15 protein-coding genes are annotated in these 16,683 nt (G+C 73.8%); 5 read left to right on the top strand and 10 right to left on the bottom strand.

All coding sequences use genetic code 11. From position 1 onward, the window contains the following. Positions 1-18: 18 nt before the first annotated feature. From AQJ30_RS35645 to AQJ30_RS35620, 6 genes are all read right to left on the bottom strand, one after another. Positions 19-780, bottom strand: a complete 762-nt coding sequence (locus AQJ30_RS35645) for an ABC transporter permease (protein WP_107119789.1) — start codon at positions 778-780, stop codon at positions 19-21. Then, positions 777-1,715 carry an ATP-binding cassette domain-containing protein gene (locus AQJ30_RS35640; RefSeq protein WP_067242160.1) on the bottom strand — a complete coding sequence of 313 codons (939 nt, stop codon included), beginning with the start codon at positions 1,713-1,715 and terminating at the stop codon, positions 777-779. Before AQJ30_RS35640 ends, AQJ30_RS35645 begins: the two co-directional genes overlap by 4 nt. A gap of 37 nt (positions 1,716-1,752) precedes the next feature. Further along, a complete protein-coding gene (locus AQJ30_RS35635; protein ID WP_107119788.1) occupies positions 1,753-1,947 on the bottom strand; it encodes a DUF397 domain-containing protein in 195 nt (64 codons plus the stop codon). Further along, on the bottom strand, positions 1,910-2,755 hold the full coding sequence (locus AQJ30_RS35630; protein WP_067242158.1) for a helix-turn-helix domain-containing protein: 846 nt from the start codon (positions 2,753-2,755) through the stop codon (positions 1,910-1,912). The genes AQJ30_RS35635 and AQJ30_RS35630 overlap by 38 nt, the downstream gene beginning before the upstream one ends. 22 nt (positions 2,756-2,777) lie before the next feature. Next, entirely contained in the window at positions 2,778-4,019 is a 1,242-nt protein-coding gene (locus AQJ30_RS35625; RefSeq protein WP_067242155.1) for a hypothetical protein, read from the bottom strand. A gap of 63 nt (positions 4,020-4,082) precedes the next feature. Further along, positions 4,083-5,342: a PP2C family protein-serine/threonine phosphatase gene (locus AQJ30_RS35620; protein WP_079084537.1), complete on the bottom strand. Its 1,260-nt coding sequence runs from the start codon at positions 5,340-5,342 to the stop codon at positions 4,083-4,085. Between the two features lie 136 nt (positions 5,343-5,478). Here AQJ30_RS35620 and AQJ30_RS35615 point away from each other — a divergent pair, with 136 nt between their 5' ends. Next, complete coding sequence (locus AQJ30_RS35615; protein ID WP_067242152.1) at positions 5,479-5,919, top strand: hypothetical protein; 441 nt, start codon at positions 5,479-5,481, stop codon at positions 5,917-5,919. Between the two features lie 26 nt (positions 5,920-5,945). Here AQJ30_RS35615 and AQJ30_RS35610 read toward each other — a convergent pair whose 3' ends face one another. Beyond that, positions 5,946-6,503 carry a dihydrofolate reductase family protein gene (locus AQJ30_RS35610; protein WP_067242150.1) on the bottom strand — a complete coding sequence of 186 codons (558 nt, stop codon included), beginning with the start codon at positions 6,501-6,503 and terminating at the stop codon, positions 5,946-5,948. A gap of 56 nt (positions 6,504-6,559) precedes the next feature. Then, positions 6,560-7,498, bottom strand: coding sequence for a sigma-70 family RNA polymerase sigma factor (locus AQJ30_RS35605; protein ID WP_067242148.1), 939 nt, complete (start codon positions 7,496-7,498; stop codon positions 6,560-6,562). 105 nt (positions 7,499-7,603) lie between these two features. Here AQJ30_RS35605 and AQJ30_RS35600 point away from each other — a divergent pair, with 105 nt between their 5' ends. Next, positions 7,604-8,491, top strand: coding sequence for a hypothetical protein (locus tag AQJ30_RS35600; protein WP_067242145.1), 888 nt, complete (start codon positions 7,604-7,606; stop codon positions 8,489-8,491). Between the two features lie 55 nt (positions 8,492-8,546). On the opposite strand, the gene AQJ30_RS35595 is transcribed toward AQJ30_RS35600, so the two are convergent. Beyond that, the gene (locus tag AQJ30_RS35595; protein WP_067242142.1) at positions 8,547-9,902 is read right to left on the bottom strand and encodes an aminotransferase-like domain-containing protein; all 1,356 of its coding nucleotides are present in this window, start codon (positions 9,900-9,902) and stop codon (positions 8,547-8,549) included. A gap of 100 nt (positions 9,903-10,002) precedes the next feature. Here AQJ30_RS35595 and AQJ30_RS35590 point away from each other — a divergent pair, with 100 nt between their 5' ends. Beyond that, positions 10,003-10,797, top strand: a complete 795-nt coding sequence (locus AQJ30_RS35590) for an alpha/beta fold hydrolase (RefSeq protein WP_067242141.1) — start codon at positions 10,003-10,005, stop codon at positions 10,795-10,797. Between the two features lie 92 nt (positions 10,798-10,889). Here the strand turns inward: AQJ30_RS35590 and AQJ30_RS35585 are convergent, their stop codons facing one another. Further along, the gene (locus AQJ30_RS35585) at positions 10,890-12,971 is read right to left on the bottom strand and encodes a PhoX family protein (RefSeq protein ID WP_067242138.1); all 2,082 of its coding nucleotides are present in this window, start codon (positions 12,969-12,971) and stop codon (positions 10,890-10,892) included. Positions 12,972-13,180: 209 nt separating this feature from the next. Here AQJ30_RS35585 and AQJ30_RS35580 point away from each other — a divergent pair, with 209 nt between their 5' ends. Next, positions 13,181-14,830 (top strand): VWA domain-containing protein, encoded by a 1,650-nt coding sequence (locus tag AQJ30_RS35580; protein WP_079084536.1) that lies wholly within the window; start codon positions 13,181-13,183, stop codon positions 14,828-14,830. Between the two features lie 136 nt (positions 14,831-14,966). Beyond that, a complete protein-coding gene (gene metG / locus AQJ30_RS35575; protein WP_067242137.1) occupies positions 14,967-16,682 on the top strand; it encodes a methionine--tRNA ligase in 1,716 nt (571 codons plus the stop codon). Position 16,683: the final 1 nt, after the last annotated feature.

The following is a 16,683-nucleotide window of genomic DNA, read 5'->3' as shown; positions in this document are numbered from 1 at the left end:
ACGGCGGGCGGCCGGCCGTCAGGCCCGCTTCGTGAAGGAGGACACCGCCCACAGGTACCCGACCACGGAGAGCCCGGCGCACCAGGCGAAGGCCGCCAGCGCGTCGCCGCCCGACGGGTGGCCCGCCAGCAGTCCGCGCAGGGTCTCGATGATCGGGGTGAAGGGCTGGTACTCGGCGAACTGCCGCACCCCGGCCCCCATGGTGTCCGCGGGGACGAACGCGCTGCTCAGGAAGGGCAGCATCACGAGCGGCACGCTCGTCAGCCCCGCCGACTCCGCGCTCTTCGCGGCGAGCCCCAGCGCGATGGTGAGCCAGCCGGTCGCGAAGCTCAGCAGGACGACGAGACCGACGACGCCCAGCCAGTCGAGGACGTCCGCCCCCGGGTCGAACCCCATCGCGAACGCCACGCCGACGATGGCGGCGTTGGCGGCCAGGCAGCGCACCGTGGTGACCACGACCTGCCCGGTCAGCACCGCACCGCGGGAGACGTCCATGACCTTGAAGCGGTTGATGACGCCCTTCGCCATGTCGTCGTGGACGGCCATCGCCGTGGCGCCGAGCCCGTAGGCGACGGCCATCACGAGCATGCCCGGCGTCGCGTAGTCGACGTAGGCGCCGCCCACGCTGAACGCGCCGCCGAACACCTTCACGAACAGCAGCATGATCACCACGGGGAACAGCACCGCGTTGAACAGGACCATCGGGTTGCGCCGGGTGTGCGTCAGGTTGCGGCGCAGCATGATCACGGAGTCGGTCCAGGCCGACGGGACACTGCTCACTTCGCGCTCTCCTCCGCGCTCGGGCGCCCGGTCAGGGCGAGGAAGACGTCATCGAGGTCCGGCGTGTGCACGGAGAACTCCTGGGCTGCGATCCGGTGTTCGTCCAACCGGTCCAGCAGGGACCGCAGCGACTTGACGTCCCCGTCGCCGGGCACCCGCAGGGTCAGTTCCTGGTCGTCGGGCGTGGCCCCGGCCAGCACCCGCGCCGCCGCGTCGAGCGCGTCGCCGTCGGCGAACCGCAGCCGTACGTGGGTGCCGGGGATCTGCCGCTTCAGCTCGTCGGGGGTCCCCTGGGCGACCACGCGGCCCTGGTCGAGCACCGCGATCCGGTCGGCGAGCTGGTCGGCCTCCTCCAGGTACTGGGTGGTGAGGAACACCGTGGTCCCCTCGGCCACCAGCTCGCGCACGATGCCCCACAGGGTGCGCCGGCTGCGCGGGTCCAGGCCCGTCGTGGGCTCGTCGAGGAAGATGATCCGCGGGCCGCCGACCAGCGTCATCGCCAGGTCCAGCTTGCGGCGCATCCCGCCCGAGTACGTCGACACCAGCCGGTCCGCCGACTCCGTCAGGTCGAACCGCTCCAGCAGCCCCCCGACCACCCCGTGCCGGTCACGCACCCGCTTCAGGTCCGCCATCAGCCGCAGGTTCTCGCGGCCCGACAGCAGGTCGTCCACCGCGGCGAACTGTCCCGTCACGCCGATCGCCGCGCGCACCTCTCGGGTGGCGCCGGACACGTCGTGCCCGGCGACCCGTAGGGTGCCGGCGTCCGCCGCGACCAGGGTGGTCAGGACGTTCACCGTCGTGGTCTTGCCCGCCCCGTTGGGTCCGAGCAGGGAGAAGACCGATCCCTCGGCGACGTCCAGGTCGATGCCGTCGAGCACGACCTTGTCGCCGTATGCCTTGCGCAGTCCCGTGACTGCGATCGCCGAACTCTTCATGCCCCCCAGCGTGTTGGGGAGCCCTGACACGGCGCTGTCAGGACGCTGACACGAACCCCACGAACGCGGCGAAGGCCTTCGGCGTGAGCGTGAGGGTGCCGTGGTCGGGGTTCTTGGAGTCGCGTACGGCGACGAGGGTGGGGGTGTCGGCGACCTCGACGCAATCGCCGCCGGTGTTGCCGCTGTACGAGGACTTACGCCACCGCATCGTCGGGTCGAGCTGCACGGCCATAGCGTTCCTCCATCACGCGGGCGATCAATGCCGCCGAATCCTCTACGGAGAGGGCGGACGCCTGCAAGTGAGCGTAACGAAGGGCGGCTTCGCGGACCGCGTCCGGGCTGGCAGTCATGTGTCCCGAGATCAGGTCCTCGGTGTAGACGATGTCCGGATGGTCGTCGAAGCGCAGGGTGTTGAACGACCCGATCAGACTGGCGTGTTCACCCGCTCCGAACGGCAGCACCTGGATACGCACCCACCTGCGGTGAAGGAAGTCCAACAGGTGGGCGAGTTGTTGCCGCATGATCTCCTGCCCCCCGACGGGTCGGTGGAGCGCCGCCTCATCGAGGATGATCCAGATCAACGGCGGCTGCTCACGCGTCAGGATGCGCTGCCGTTCCATCCGCGCGGCCACCAGCTCGTCAAGCCGCTCCCGTACACCGGTCGCCAGCACCGCGCGGGCGTAAGGCTCGGTCTGCAGGAGGCCGTAGACGATCTGGGCCTGATACGTGGAGATGTACGTCGCCTTCGCCTCCATGTCGGCGTAGGCCTGGAACCACGTCGGCAACTGGCTCCGCAGCACCAGCCCCACCAGGCGGGAGAAGAACCCGTCGGTCATCAGCGCCGCGTCCGCCCGTTCGGCGAACTCCCGCGTGGGGACCTTCTTCGCCGTCTCGATCTGGCCGACCAGTGACCCCGTGCAGAAGATCACGGACCCCAGGTCGGCCAGCCGCATGCCCGCCGCTTCCCGCTTGCGCCGCAGCTCGTAGCCGAAGTAGTCCAACGGCGACGCGCTCGGGTCGAGTTCACGGATGTTCGCCATGTAGCAGAGCGTAGCCGGACGACTACACCTGCGTCTGCAAGTCCCGCAACCGTCCCCGTACGTCGTCCAGCGCGCCCTCCCGCCGGCCCGGCACCCGGCGCCGGAGATCGGCGAGGGCGGGGCCGAGCTCACGGGCGCGGGCGGGGTCGCCGATGCGCCCCCACTGGTGGTGGGCGCGGTCGACGGCGGCCTCCACGGCGGGCGCGTCGGCGGGCTGGCCGGCGGCGAGGCGGGCCTCGGCGACGGTCAGCCAGGTGCGGCAGCTGCGCTCGGCGTCGCCCGCGAACATGGCGAGGTCGGCGCGCACTTCGGCCCAGTGCAGGGCCTGGTCGGACCCCTCGCCGTGGGTCTCGCGCGCCTGCCGCTCCCACTGGGCGGCGAGGTCGTCGGCCTCGCGGTGCCGTCCGTCCTTGACGGCGGCGGAGATGGCGGTGTGCGGGTCGGTGGACGCGCCGGGCGCGGACGGCCGGGCGGCGGGAACGGCTGCCGGAGCCCCGGCCACGGCGACCGGCTCCGCACCGCCCGCGGGCGCGGGCAGCGGCGGCGGCTGGGGGAACGCCCCGCCGGGCGCGACCACCGGCTGCTGCCCGGTCCCGGCCGGTGCGGGCACCGGCCACTGCTGCTGGGCCGGGACGAGGTGCTGGGGCAGGAGCAGGTCGCCGACCTCCCCGTCGGCGGTCACGCGGGTCACGGCCGCCTGGTGGAGCTGGTCCACCGCCGGACGGCTGCCGCTGCGCAGGATCGTGGCGACCGCCTTCATGTAGGTCGGGGCGGCCACCGTCCGCCGCCCGCGCGGCGGCGCGATCCGTCCGTAGACGGCGGTGGTGCGCCCGCAGTCGAGGGGGTTGGCGCCCAGCCACGCCCAGGACTCGGCGTCCGCGTGCAGGTCGGCGACGAGGGTGGTGCTGCCGGGCGGGCGCAGCCGCAGCTCCTCGCGCAGCCAGTGCCAGGGCAGGCCCGTGTAGCGCACGGTGGCGGGCGTGGTGCGGGCGAGCGCGAGGTGCGGCAGCCGCTGGCGCCGGTCGAGCTGGAGCTGGCCGGTGACGAACAGCGTCAGCGGTCCGGGCGCCGTCGCGGCGGCCCGCAGCCGGGTCAGGACGGCCTGTGGCTCCAGGGGGTCGGCGAGCTCCACGACGTTCGCCGTGTCGGTCCCCGCGAGCACCGCGGGCGGCACCGCCGCGAGCACGGGCAGCACGGAGGCGGCGTCGACCAGGCGTCCCCGGCCCACGGGCGAGGCCGCCAGCAGCAGCACGGTTCCGGGCATGGTCCCCTCCCCCTTCGATCACGTACGTCAGCACCGTAACCGCTGCGCCTGCAAAGAGGGGTGTCAGGACGGCGAACGTCCCCGTACGGGGGTGTCGCGCGCGGTGCGCCGTACCGCGAAGACCGTCGTGTCGTCGGCGAGGTGCCCGCCGCAGTGCCGCAGTGTGCCGTCGCGCACGAACCGCACCAGCCGGGCGGGCTCGGCGAGCCGGGGGTCGCGGGCGACGGCGCGGGCCAGCCGGTCGGCGAGCGGGTAGAAGCAGCCCTGCTCGTCGCGGGCCTCGGTGACGCCGTCGGTGACCATCAGCACCGTCTCCCCGGGGGCGAGCGGCACGCGCCGCACCGGGGGCGGGCCCGGGTCGCCGGTGAGGTCGGCGAGGCCGAGCGGCAGCCCGTCGCCCTGCGGCAGGCGGCGCACGGAGCCGTCCGGGCCGACGGCGAGCGGCGCCTCGTGCCCGAAGCCGACCAGGTCGACGTACCCCTCGTCGTCCTGGGGGAAGCCGACCAGGACCGCGGTCGCGAACCGGTCGCCGTCCGACCGGCCGAGCGCCCCGAGGTGCAGGCGGTGCCGGCGCATCCGGGTCTCCAGGCGCCGGGCGACGACCGCCAGGTCCGCCTCGTGGTAGGCCGCCTCCCGGAACGTGCCGAGCAGCGCGGCCGCCGCCTCGACCGCGCCGAGCCCCTTGCCCTGCACGTCCCCGACGAGGACGCGGGTGCCGTGCGGGCCGGGCTGGACGTCGTAGAAGTCGCCGCCGACCCGGGCCTCGGCGTCGGCGGCGAGGTACACCGCCGCGTGGTCGAGGCCGCCCCAGGACGGCGGCAGCGGGCGCAGCACGGTGCGGCGCGTGGTGTCGGCGACGTCCATCATGTGCATCAGCCGCTGCTCCCCGCGCACCCGCAGCTCGCAGGCCAGCACGGACAGCACCCCGCCGACGGCGACCAGGACGAAGTCGGACGGCCCGGACTTGTACTGCTCGGCGGCGACGACGTCCGTGCCGACGTAGGTGGCGAGCGACAGCACGGCGAACGCCGCCGTCGTCCACACCCCGCACAGTGCCGCGGCGATCGCCGACACGAACACGCACCACGAGACGATCCGGAACCGTCCCGTGGTGTTGAAGTCGACCACCGTGATGGTCACGAGGAGCAGCAGCGGCACCAGCCAGGTGACGCTGTGCCCCCGGAACCGCAGCAGCTGCTGCCGCTGGAGCACGGCCCGGCGCGGGGCCGGGTTCAGGCGCTGCACGACGGCTGTGGCGACGCCCGGCCGGCCCGGGACGTGCGACGGCGCGGGCGGGCGTCCGGCTCGGGCCCTCCGCTTCATGGGCCCAGACAAGCACGGCCCGCACGGGCCCGCATCCGCGCCGACGCCGCCCGAGTTGCCCCCGCTCCGCCGCGGGTGTGCCCTGGAAGCCGGGGCGAGGAGCTGCCAGGAGCAGCGAGGAGAAAGGAGTGCTCCCATGGCCAACGCCGCACCCACCGCGGGCACGCCCACCGGGATGCACCGGACACGCGACGTCTTCGACGCGAGCGTTCACCGGGTCATGGCCTGGGTGACGCCCGTCGCGCTCGGCCTCGTCTACGGCTACTGGACCGCCGAGATCCGCCGCTCGGGCGGCCCCATCACGGGCTGGAACGTCCTGTTCGGCTTCGTCACGGCCCTCGCGTTCATGGTGCTGTACGTGGCCGTGCGGACCGTGACCCGGCGCCTGCCCCGCGAACTGCACGCCGGGCTGTGGACGGCGTTCATCGGCTGCGCGTTCGGCTTCAGCTACAGCCAGACCGACGCGAGCGTGGGCCGCGCGGTGCTCATGTCGCTCGCGGTCTCGGCGGGCGCGTTCCTGCTGCTCTTCTACCGCTACTACACCCGCGAGGACGCGGAGGGCCACCGCGTCCGGTAGCCCCGCCGCCCCCGCCCGTCACCCCGTCACGCCGCCGTCCTGCGGTACCGCCCGAGGACGGCGGCGCCGGCCCGCTCGGCCGACACGCACTCCAGGTCGGCCTGCGGGCCGTCGTCCGGGAAGAGCCGCCGGCCCGCGCCGAGCACGGTGGGGAAGGTCAGCAGCCGGTACTCGTCGACCAGGTCCGCGGCCATCAGCGCGCGCACCACGCCCAGGCTGCCGGTGACGATCACGTCGCGCTCCTCGCGCCGCACGGCCTCGACCGGGTCGCCGCCGACGACCCCGGAGCGGGCCCACGCCGACGTGTCGGTCAGGGTCCGGGAGACGACCTGCTTGGGGACGGCGTTCATGCGCGCCGCGAAGGGGTCGTCGCGTCCGGGCCAGATCCGCGAGAACAGCTCCCACGTGGTGCGGCCCAGCAGCAGGACCCCCTCGTCGAGGGTGGCGCCCAGCCGGAACTTGTCCCCGGCGACCGCCTCGGGGCCGTGCCGGAAGGCCCAGCCGCCGCCCGGCGTGCCCTGGGAGCCGTCCGGGTCGGACGCGAAGCCGTCCAGGGTGAGGAACTCGATGACGATGACGCTCATGAGGGGTGTCCCTTCGCTCGGTGCTCACCGGTACGTACCGGCGGCACCGGCCCGGTTCATCGCTCCGGGCGGAACCCGTCCCCGTCGGTCCTCGCGGGCAGGCCGAACGCCTCGCCCACCCGCGGGTCGGCGAACACCACGGTGCGGGCGACCCGGCCGCCGGTGACCGTGACCACCTGGAGGGAGTGCAGCCGGTGCCCGCCGTCCGGCTCCGGCGCGTACGCGGCGAGCGCGGGCTGCCCGTTGGCGGTCAGGACCGTCATGCGCCAGCCCGTGCCGCGCAGGGCGAACACCCGGTCCAGGAACCGGCCGTAGGCGCGGCTGCCCCGGTACCACAGCGGCACCGGCGGCATCTCCAGGACCGCGTCGTCGGTGAGCAGCCGCACCAGCGCGGGCACGTCGGCCGCCTCGAACGCGGACACGTACCGCTGGACCACCGCGCGCACCTCGGGATCGCCCGGCTCGGTCACCTCGTCCGCGCCGCCCACCTCCGCGACGGCCCCGCGGGCCCGCTGCAGCGCGCTGTTCACGGCCGCGGCCGTCGTCCCCAGCTGGTCGGCGACCTCGGCGGCGGTGAACTGGAGCACCTCCCGCAGCACCAGCACGGCCCGCTGGCGCGGCGGCAGCACCTGGAGCGCCGCCACCAGCGCCAGCCGCAGGTCCGCCCGCGCCTCCGCGTCGTGGCGCGCGTCCGGGAACGGCTCCAGCCACGGCACGTCCAGGGCCGGCGTGAGCGGCGCCCCGATGTCCTCGCCCGGCGCGCCCAGGCCGGACGGCAGGGGCCGCCGCGCGCGCCCCTCCAGCGCGGTCAGGCAGGCGTTGGTCGCGATCCGGTACAGCCAGGTCCGCACGGACGCGCGCGTGGCGTCGTAGCGGTCGCGGGCCTTCCAGGCGCGCAGCATCGTCTCCTGCACCAGGTCCTCGGCCTCGTGGAAGGAGCCCAGCATGCGGTAGCAGTACGCCACCAACTCGCCCCGGTACGGCTCGAAGTCCACGGGCCCATCATGGCGCACCGGCGGACACCCCCTAGGCGCCGGACCGCCCACCCGAACGGCCCACGCTCGCTCGCGGTGCGCCCTCCGGCGCCGTTGCCTTGAAGGGTGTCGCCCCGTCTGAGGACCGCCTCCTCGGCCGTCCTGATCGCGCTCGCCTGCCTGCTCGTGCCGCTGGGCACGCTGGCGGCCTGGGCGGCGTACGACCTGACGGACACCGACCGCTACGTCACCACGATGGCCCCGCTGGCCGCCGACCCGGCGGTGCGGGACGCCGTCGCGGACACCGTGGGCGACGGCATCGCGCAGGAGATCGGCGTGAACCGGGTCTTCGCCGAGGACGCGGCCCGTTCCTTCACCGCGACCCGCGCCTTCCGCACCGCCTGGGACGCGGGCAACCAGGCCGCGCACGCGGCGGTGATGACGGCCCTGCACGACGACACCCGCGCCGGACCCGTGACCGTCGACCTGGCCACGGTCACCACCCCGCTCAAGCGCAGCCTCACCGAGGACCACGCCCCGTTCGCCGCCCGCCTCCCGGTCGAGCACCGGCCCGTCGCGGTCCTGCCGCCGGGGGAGCTGGCGGCCCTGAGGAAGGGCTACCACGTGCTGCACACCGCCGGATTCTGGCTGCCGCTCGCGGCCGTGCTCTGCGGCGCCGCCGGGATCACCGTCGCCGCGTGCCGCCGCCGCGCCGTCACCGCGACCGCGCTGGGCACCGCGCTGGGCGGGGCGTTCCTGGGCCTCGCGGTGGCCATCGGGCGCCGCCTCACCCTGGCCGACCTGCGCGACCCGGCCCACCGCCCGGCCGCCGCCGCCGTCTACGACGCCCTCACCGCGACCCTGCGCACCGCGTCATGGCTCCTGCTCGTCCTGGGCCTCACGGCGGCCGCCATCACCTGGCTCACCCGCCGCGCCTCCCTCCGCAGCCGCCGCCGCACGCCCCCGACACCGACCCCGGGCTCCCCGACACAACCGGGCCGAGCGAGGGCCTGACGGCGCCCGGCGTGCGGTGCCCTCCCCGGCCTGACGGCGGCCACCCTCACCCGGCTCACCCGCCGGGCGGGCCCGCGCGGGCGACGTCGGCCAGGGTTCGCAGCGCTCGTTCCAGGGTGCGTGGCGGGGCCGAGGCCAGGCCCAGACGGACGGCGTCCGGGGTGCGGTGCGGGTCGACGGTGAAGGCGGTGCCCGGGGTGACGGCGATGCCGTGTGCGGCCGCGGCGGCGGTGAAGGTGTCGGCCCGCCAGGGCGCGGGCAGCTCCCACCAGGCGACGTAGGCGCCGGGGTCGCTGCGCACGCGCAGCCCGGCCAGGTGCTCGCGCACCAGTTCCTGCCGCCGCCGCGCGTCCTCCCGCTTGGCCGCGACCAGCCGCTCCACCGTCCCGTCCCCGAGCCACCGCACCGCCGCCTCCAGCGCGAACCGCCCCGCGCTCCACCCGCCGGACCGCACGGCCGCGGCGACCGTCTCCACCCGCTCCGGCGGGACGACGAGGAACCCGACGGTCAGCCCCGGCGCGACCCGCTTGGACAGCCCGTCGACGACGTGCGCGAGGCCGGGCAGGTGCGCGGCGAGCGGCACGGCACCGGGCCGCAGGAAGGACCAGATCCGGTCCTCCACGACCGGCAGCCCCAGGTCGCCGATCACCGCGGCGAGTTCGGCCAGCCGCCGCTCACCGGTTGCGCGCGAGGTCGGGTTGTGCAGCGCCGGCTGGAGGTACAGGGCGGACAGCGCGCCCGAGCGGTGCGTCGCGGCCAGGGCGTCCGGCCGCATCCCCTCCTCGTCCCCGCCGACCGGCACCAGCCGCACCCCCAGCCGCCCGGCGATCTCCTTGACCAGCGGATACGTCAGCTCGTCCACCCCGGCCCGCCCCCCGGCCGGCACCAGCGAGCCGAGCGCGGCGGCGATGGCCTGCCGCGCGTTCCCGGTGAACAGCACCTGCCCCGCCTCGGGCCGCCACCCGGCCCGCGCGGCACCGCCCGGGACGGCGAGCAGTGCCGCGGCGGCCTCGCGGGCGGCCGGCGTCCCCACGGCCGGGGCCGGGCGCAGGGCCTCGGTGAGGACGTCGGGGCGCAGCAGCGGGGCCAGCGCGGGGGCCAGCAACTCCGACTGGCCTGGTACGGAGGGGTAGTTGAGCTCCAGGTTCACCACGTCGCGCGGCCCGCCGCCCTCCACCAGCGCCCGCCCCGCCGGCGCCCCGGGCGCGGCCCGCACGAACGTCCCCCGCCCCACCTCGCCCACGACCAGCCCGCGCCGCACGAGTTCGCCGTAGACCCGCCCGGCGGTGGACGGCGCGATGCGGTGCCGCCGCGCGAACACCCGCTGCGGCGGCAGCCGTTGCCCCGGCAGCAGCCGCCCGTCCCGGATGTCACCGGCGATCCGCTCGACGATGCGCCGATAGGACTCCACGCCCGGCCCCCTCCCCCTCGCCCACACCCTCGTCCCGGCATTGCACCGAGGGCAAAGACGATATTGCACCGAGGAGTTGGCCCCGCCTAGGGTCGCTCCCATGACCCCCTTCCTCGCATACGAGGACAAAGGTGCGGATTCCCCCCGGCTTCCCCTTGTCCTGATCCACGGCCACCCCTTCGACCGCACGATGTGGGCTCCCCAGGTGGCCGCGTTCGCGGCGGAACGCCGGGTCGTGGCGCCCGACCTGCGCGGCTACGGCGCCTCCCCCGTCACCCCCGGCCGCACCCCGCTGTCCCGCTTCGCCGAGGACGTCGAGGACCTGCTCGACACCCTCGGCGTGGACCGCTTCGTCCTGGCCGGCCTGTCCATGGGCGGCCAGATCGCCCTGGAGTGCTACGCCCGCTTCGGCCACCGCGTCCGGGGCCTGGTCCTCGCGGACACCTCGGCGGCACCCGAGACGAGCGCGGGGAAGGCGGCCCGGGCCGCCATGGCCGACCGGCTGCTCGCCGAGGGCCTGCGCGGCTACGCCGACGAGGTCCTGGAGAAGATGGTCGCCCCCTACGCCGACCCCGAGGTCAAGGCCCACGTCCACCGCATGATGACGGCCACCTCCCCCGAGGGCGCCGCCGCGGCCCTGCGCGGCCGGGCCGAACGCCCCGACTACCGCCCCCTGCTGGCCGAGGTCACCGTCCCGGCGCTGGTGGTCGTCGGCGAGGACGACACGTACACCCCGGTCGCCGAGGCCCGCTCCCTGCACGCCGCGCTCCCCGACGCGACCCTCGCGGTGATCCCCCGCACCGCCCACCTGCCCAACCTGGAGTCCCCGGCGGCCTTCGACGAAGCCCTGGCCGCGTTCCTCACGCGCGTGGAGGCGGCGGACCGGGACCGGTGACCGATGCCCGGTGCGGCGGAGACCACGGCCCCCGCCGCACGGACGACGTCACGCGGACGACGTCACACGGACGACGTCACAGGACAGACGGCTCAGACGCCGATGTCCCGCCCGTCCGCCCGCCACACCGCGACGACCGCGGGCCGCACGATCTTGCCGGGCCCGTCGGGCCAGGTGCTCGCGGGCTTCTCCACGGACGCGCCGTCGATCTCCCCGGGGTGCTGCACGGCGACCAGGACGCGCCGGTCCTGCACGATCGGCCCACAGGTCTCGGCGCCGGTCGGCACGGTCAGGAACTGCTTCAGCTCACCGCGCCGCTCGCCGCGCGTGGCCACGCCGAACAGGCCGTCGTGCGAGCCGAGCTGGTTGCCGTCGGTGGAGATCCACAGGTTGCCGTGCGGGTCGAAGGCCACGTTGTCCGGGCAGGAGATCGGGCTGACCTGGTCCTTCGGGAACCCGGCGAAGTAGGTGGCCGGGTCGTCCGGGTCGCCGGCGACCAGGAACAGCGACCAGGCGAAGGTCAGCGACTCCGGCCGGTTGCGCCGCTCGGTGAGCTCCAGGACGTGCCCGTGCTTGTTGGCGGTGCGCGGGTTGGCCTCGTCGGCCTTCGCGTTGGCGCCGACCCCGCGGTTGGAGTTGTTGGTGAGGACGACGTACACCTTGCCGGAGACCGGGTTGGGCTGGATGTCCTCGGGCCGGTCCATCTTGGTGGCGCCGACCTTGTCACCGGCGAGGCGGGTGAAGACGAACACCTCGTCGGCGGTCATGCCCTCGACGTGCGAGACGGCGCCGTCGGCGGTCGCGGTGGCCAGTGGGATCCACGCGCCGCTGCCGTCGAACTCACCGTCGGCGGGCAGCGTGCCCGTCCCGTCGATCTCGGCGGCCGGGGAGTCACCGGTGAGCCGGGCGACGTACAGGGTGCCCTCGTCGAGCAGCGAGAGGTTGTGCTCGCGCACGGCACGGCCCGACCCCTTCCGCATCCGCTTGCTGCTCACGAACTTGTAGAAGTAGTCGAACCGCTCGTCGTCGCCCGAGTAGACGACCGGCCGCCCGTCGGCGGTCAGCCGCACGGTGGCGGCCTCGTGCTTGAACCGGCCGAGCGCGGTGTGCTTGCGCGGCGTGGACGACGGGTCGTACGGGTCGAACTCGACGACGTACCCGAACCGGTGCACCTCGTTGGGCTCCCGGGCGACGTCGAACCGCTGGTCGAAACGCTCCCACTTGCGCTCGGTGGCGCCGGTGCCGATGCCGTAGCGCTTGTCGGTGGGGCGGCCGCTGTTCGCGAAGTACTGGTTGAAGTTCTCCTCGCCGTGCAGGGTCGTGCCCCACGGGGTGGTGCCGCCGGAGCAGTTGTTCAGCGTGCCGAGCACCTTGGTGCCGGTCGGGTCGGCGGAGGTCTTCAGCAGGTCCGACCCGGCGGCGGGCCCGGTGAGCCGGAACTCGGTGGTGGCGGTGACGCGCCGGTTGAGGTGGTGGCGCGGCACGGGCGTGAGCTTCCCGGTACGGCGGTCCTCCTCCACCACGACGGCGGACAGACCGTGCGCCGCCCAGGCGACCTCGACCTGCTGCCGAGTGGGGTTGGCGGCGTCGTAGCCGCGGAACATCAGCACCTCGTCGGTGTACTCGTGGTTGGCGACGAGGAGCTGCCGGCCGTGCTCGCCCGGCAGGGGCAGCAGCGCGAGGAAGTCGTTGTTGTACCCGAACTGACCGGCCTGGGCGGCGGCGGTCTGGTGCTCGGGGTCGAAGGCGGGGGCACCGCGCAGGATGGGCTCGCCCCAGCGGATGACGACGTTCTGCCGGTAGCCGTCCGGCACGACGACCGCGTCGACCGTGTTGGGCGCGACGGCGCCGAACCGCAGCCCGCGCGCACCGTCACCCTTCCCGGCGGGCCACCCGCCCTTCCCGGCCGTCGGCGCGGCGGAGGCGGCCGGGGCCCCCACGGTCCCCGCCACGGTGCCCGCGGCGGCGGTCGCCACCGTCACGACGGCGGCGGCGCGCATCATCGAACGGCGGCTCAGCGCACCGGAGATGACGTCGCCGACGTACGCGTTGTCGCTGGTGTTGGGGACCTCGTGGAAGCAGGCGTCACCGCACCGGAAACGACAGGTCATGGCGGAACGCCCGCCGGGGTGGGCCGCGGACGGCGTCCCGATGATCGGCAGCAGCTTGCGCACTTTGCTCTCCCCTTGCGTGCCCTTGGTGTGAACGTGACGCTAGGGGTGCGTCTGTGCATGTGCGCGGCATGGCGGTGAACGACGGGTGAATCCCGAGCAGCGGCACGGTTCCCGAGGGCAGGGGGCGGTATTGACACCGACCGCCGCTAACCTTACGTGTCCGTCCTGGCCAGGGTTCGACGGCTCACCTCACGCGAAGGGTTCCGCACATGGGCATTCTCACTCTCCTGCGAAACGCGTTCAGCAGGCCACGCAAGGGCCGGGGTCCCCAGCCCGAGGATGCGTCCCCTTCCCAGGAGGCAACCCCGACGACACCGGTCGCGAACACCCCGACGGCAACGATCCCGGAGCCCCGCACGGCGGCGGACGACGAACACGAGCTGGTGGCGGCAGCCTTCGACAACGTCACGGTCCCCAAGGAGCCCCCGGCGGCGGAACGGAAGCCGGTGACCGAGGAGAAGCCGGTCACGGCGGAGCCCAAGCCCGAGGACGAGCCGGCCGCCGAGGCGGAGCCCAAGGTGGAGGAGAAGGCCGATCCTCAGGAGGAGCCGGCCGAGCAGCCGGTGGCCGAGGCGGAGCCCGCGGCCGAAGAGCCCGTCGCCGAGGAGCCGCAGGCCGAGGAGAAGGCCAAGGCCGAGGACGAGCCGGTCGAGGCTGAGCCTGCGGCCGAGGAGCCGCAGGCCGAGGAGAAGGCCAAGGCCGAGGACGAGCCGGTCGAGGCTGAGCCTGCGGCCGAGGAGCCGATAGCCGAGGAGCCGCAGCCCGTCGCGGAGGAGCTGGTCGCGGCAGAGCCGGAGGCCGAGGAGAAGCCCACGGCCGAGGAGCCGGTCGCGGCGGAGGCCGTCGCGGAAGAGCCGGAGGCCGAGGAGAAGCCCACGGCCGAGGAGCCGGTCGCGGCGGAGGCCGTCGCGGCAGAGCCAGAGGCCGAGGAGAAGCCCACGGCCGAGGAGCCGGTCGCGGCGGAGGCCGTCGCCGAAGAGCCGGAGGCCGACGAGCCCGTAGCAGCCGAGCCGGAGGCCGAGACGGCGGAGGCCGTCGAGGACGAGTCGGCGTCGGACGAGCCCGCAGCCGCCGACGGCGAGGACGCCCCGCAGGGGCCACCCGCACCCGACGACGAAAGCAGCACGGGTGGTGCGGGTGGGAACAAGACCGAGGCCGAAGGCGAAGCCGAGGCCGAGACGACGCCGGCACAGGCACCCGCACCGGCACCTGAGGCCGACACCGAGACACCCGAGCCCCAGAACCCCGTCGCCCACACCTTGGCCAAGCTCAACAGACAGCACACCCCCGCCAAGATCTACCTCGTGCTCGACCGCTCCGCGAGCATGCGCCCGTACTACAAGGACGGCTCCGCCCAGGCCCTCGCCGACCAGACCCTCGCCCTCGCCGAGCACCTGGACCCCGCCGACACCCCCACCGTCCACGTCGTCTTCTTCTCGACGGAGGTCGACGGCACCACCGACCTCACCCCCACCGACCCCGACCGCGCCACGAAGATCGACGACGTGCACGCCTCCCTCGGCCGCATGGGCCGTACGAGCTACCACGTCGCCGTAGACGCGGTCCTCGCCCACCACAAGAAGTCCGCAGACCCCAAGGCCAACGCCCTCGTGATCTTCCAGACGGACGGCGCGCCCGACGCGAAGACCCCGGCCACCCAGGCCCTCACGGCCGCCGCGAAGAAGCACCCCGAGGTGTTCTTCTCGTTCGTCGCGTTCGGCGAGCACGACAACAAGGCGTTCGACTACCTCCGCAAGCTGAAGACGGACAACGTGTCGTTCTTCCACGCGGGCCCCACCCCCCGCGAGCTGACGGACGCCGAGCTCTACGAGGGCGTCCTCACGAACTGGCGCCCGTAAGCACCCGCAGGAAAAGCCACCGGAACAGCACCCCGGCCGCCCGCTTCCCACCCCGTAAAACGGCAAGCGGGCGGCCGACCCGTGTCGGCTACCATTTCCAGGTTCGTAAAACAACCCGACCTGGGAGCAGCCCCCGATGGCTCGACACCTCATCACCAGCGCCCTTCCGTACATCAACGGGATCAAGCACCTGGGCAACATGGTGGGGTCCATGCTCCCGGCGGACGTGTACTCCCGGTACCTCCGCCAGCGCGGCCACGACGTCCTGTACATCTGCGCGACGGACGAGCACGGCACCCCCGCGGAGCTGGCCGCCCAGGAGCAGGGCCTGCCGGTGGCGGAGTTCTGCGCCCAGGCGCACGAGCAGCAGAAGGCGATCTACGACGGGTTCAGCCTGGCGTTCGACTACTTCGGCCGCAGCTCCTCCCCGCAGAACCACGAGATCACCCAGGAGATCGCCCGCGAGCTGAAGGCGAACGGCTTCATCGAGGAGCGGGCGATCCGCCAGGTCTACTCGGTGACCGACGGCCGTTTCCTCCCGGACCGCTACATCATCGGCACCTGCCCCCACTGCGGCTACGACAAGGCCCGCGGCGACCAGTGCGAGAACTGCACCCGCGTCCTGGACCCGACGGACCTGATCGAGCCGCGCTCGGCGATCAGCGGCAGCAGCGACCTGGAGGTCCGCGAGACCAAGCACCTCTTCCTGCTCCAGTCGACGCTGGCCGACGAGGTCGAGGCGTGGGTGGACGAGCGGGCCGACAACTGGCCGGTGCTGGCGTCCTCCATCGCCCGCAAGTGGCTCACGGAGGGCCTGCACGACCGGGCGATCACCCGTGACCTGGACTGGGGCGTCCCGGTCCCCGCGGACACCTGGCCGGACCTGGCGGCCGAGGGCAAGGTCTTCTACGTGTGGTTCGACGCCCCGATCGAGTACATCGGCGCGACGAAGGAGTGGTCGGACCAGGACCCGGAGAACCGCGACTGGCGCTCGTGGTGGTGGGAGTCGGACGCGGACGTCCACTACACGCAGTTCATGGGCAAGGACAACGTCCCCTTCCACAGCGTGATGTTCCCGGCGACCCAGCTGGGCACCCGGGCGCCGTGGAAGAAGGTCGACGTCATCAAGGCCTTCAACTGGCTGAACTACTACGGCGGCAAGTTCTCCACCTCGCAGCGCCGGGGCGTGTTCACGCACGACGCGCTCGACATCCTGCCCGCCGACTACTGGCGCTACTTCATGATGGCCAACGCCCCGGAGTCGGACGACTCGTCGTTCACCTGGGAGCACTTCACGGCCACGGTGAACAAGGACCTGGCCGACACCCTCGGCAACTTCGTCAACCGCGTCCTGTCGTTCTCCCGCAAGCGCTTCGGCGAGGCCGTCCCCGAGGGCGGCGAGCCGGGCGAGGCGGAGGCCAGGCTCGGCGCGGAGATCGCCCGGCTGCTCGCGGAGTACGAGGAGCAGATGGAGGCCATCCAGTTCCGCAAGGCGGCGGCGGCGCTGCGCGCCCTGTGGTCGGCCGGCAACTCCTACCTGGAGGAGAAGGCCCCCTGGCTCGAGATCAAGACGAACAAGGACGGCGCGGCCCTCACGCTGCGCACGGCGATGAACCTCATCCACCTGTACGCGGTGGTCTCCGAGCCGTTCATCCCGACCACCTCGGCCGCGATGCGTGCCGCGTTCACCCTGCCGGACGACACCGCGCGCTGGGTCACCGCGGACGAGGCGCGGTCCCTGACCGCGGTGCCCTCCGGCACCCCCTTCACGGTCCCGCCGGTGCTGTTCGCGAAGCTGACGGACGAGGACCTGGAGGGCTACAAGGAGCGCTTCGGCGGCCAGGACGCCTGAG

The organism is Streptomyces longwoodensis (assembly GCF_001514125.1).
Lineage (GTDB): Bacteria > Actinomycetota > Actinomycetes > Streptomycetales > Streptomycetaceae > Streptomyces > Streptomyces longwoodensis.
This window is presented reverse-complemented; position numbering and strand designations above follow the sequence as displayed.

Coding starts and splice junctions, on each gene's coding strand:
- AQJ30_RS35590 (WP_067242141.1), top strand. CDS start 10,003: ATGACCCCCTTCCTCGCATACGAGGACAAAGGTGCGGATTCCCCCCGG.
- AQJ30_RS35580 (WP_079084536.1), top strand. CDS start 13,181: ATGGGCATTCTCACTCTCCTGCGAAACGCGTTCAGCAGGCCACGCAAG.
- AQJ30_RS35635 (WP_107119788.1), bottom strand. CDS start 1,947: ATGGCCGTGCAGCTCGACCCGACGATGCGGTGGCGTAAGTCCTCGTAC.
- metG (WP_067242137.1), top strand. CDS start 14,967: ATGGCTCGACACCTCATCACCAGCGCCCTTCCGTACATCAACGGGATC.
- AQJ30_RS35630 (WP_067242158.1), bottom strand. CDS start 2,755: ATGGCGAACATCCGTGAACTCGACCCGAGCGCGTCGCCGTTGGACTAC.
- AQJ30_RS35620 (WP_079084537.1), bottom strand. CDS start 5,342: ATGAAGCGGAGGGCCCGAGCCGGACGCCCGCCCGCGCCGTCGCACGTC.
- AQJ30_RS35615 (WP_067242152.1), top strand. CDS start 5,479: ATGGCCAACGCCGCACCCACCGCGGGCACGCCCACCGGGATGCACCGG.
- AQJ30_RS35640 (WP_067242160.1), bottom strand. CDS start 1,715: ATGAAGAGTTCGGCGATCGCAGTCACGGGACTGCGCAAGGCATACGGC.
- AQJ30_RS35610 (WP_067242150.1), bottom strand. CDS start 6,503: ATGAGCGTCATCGTCATCGAGTTCCTCACCCTGGACGGCTTCGCGTCC.
- AQJ30_RS35625 (WP_067242155.1), bottom strand. CDS start 4,019: ATGCCCGGAACCGTGCTGCTGCTGGCGGCCTCGCCCGTGGGCCGGGGA.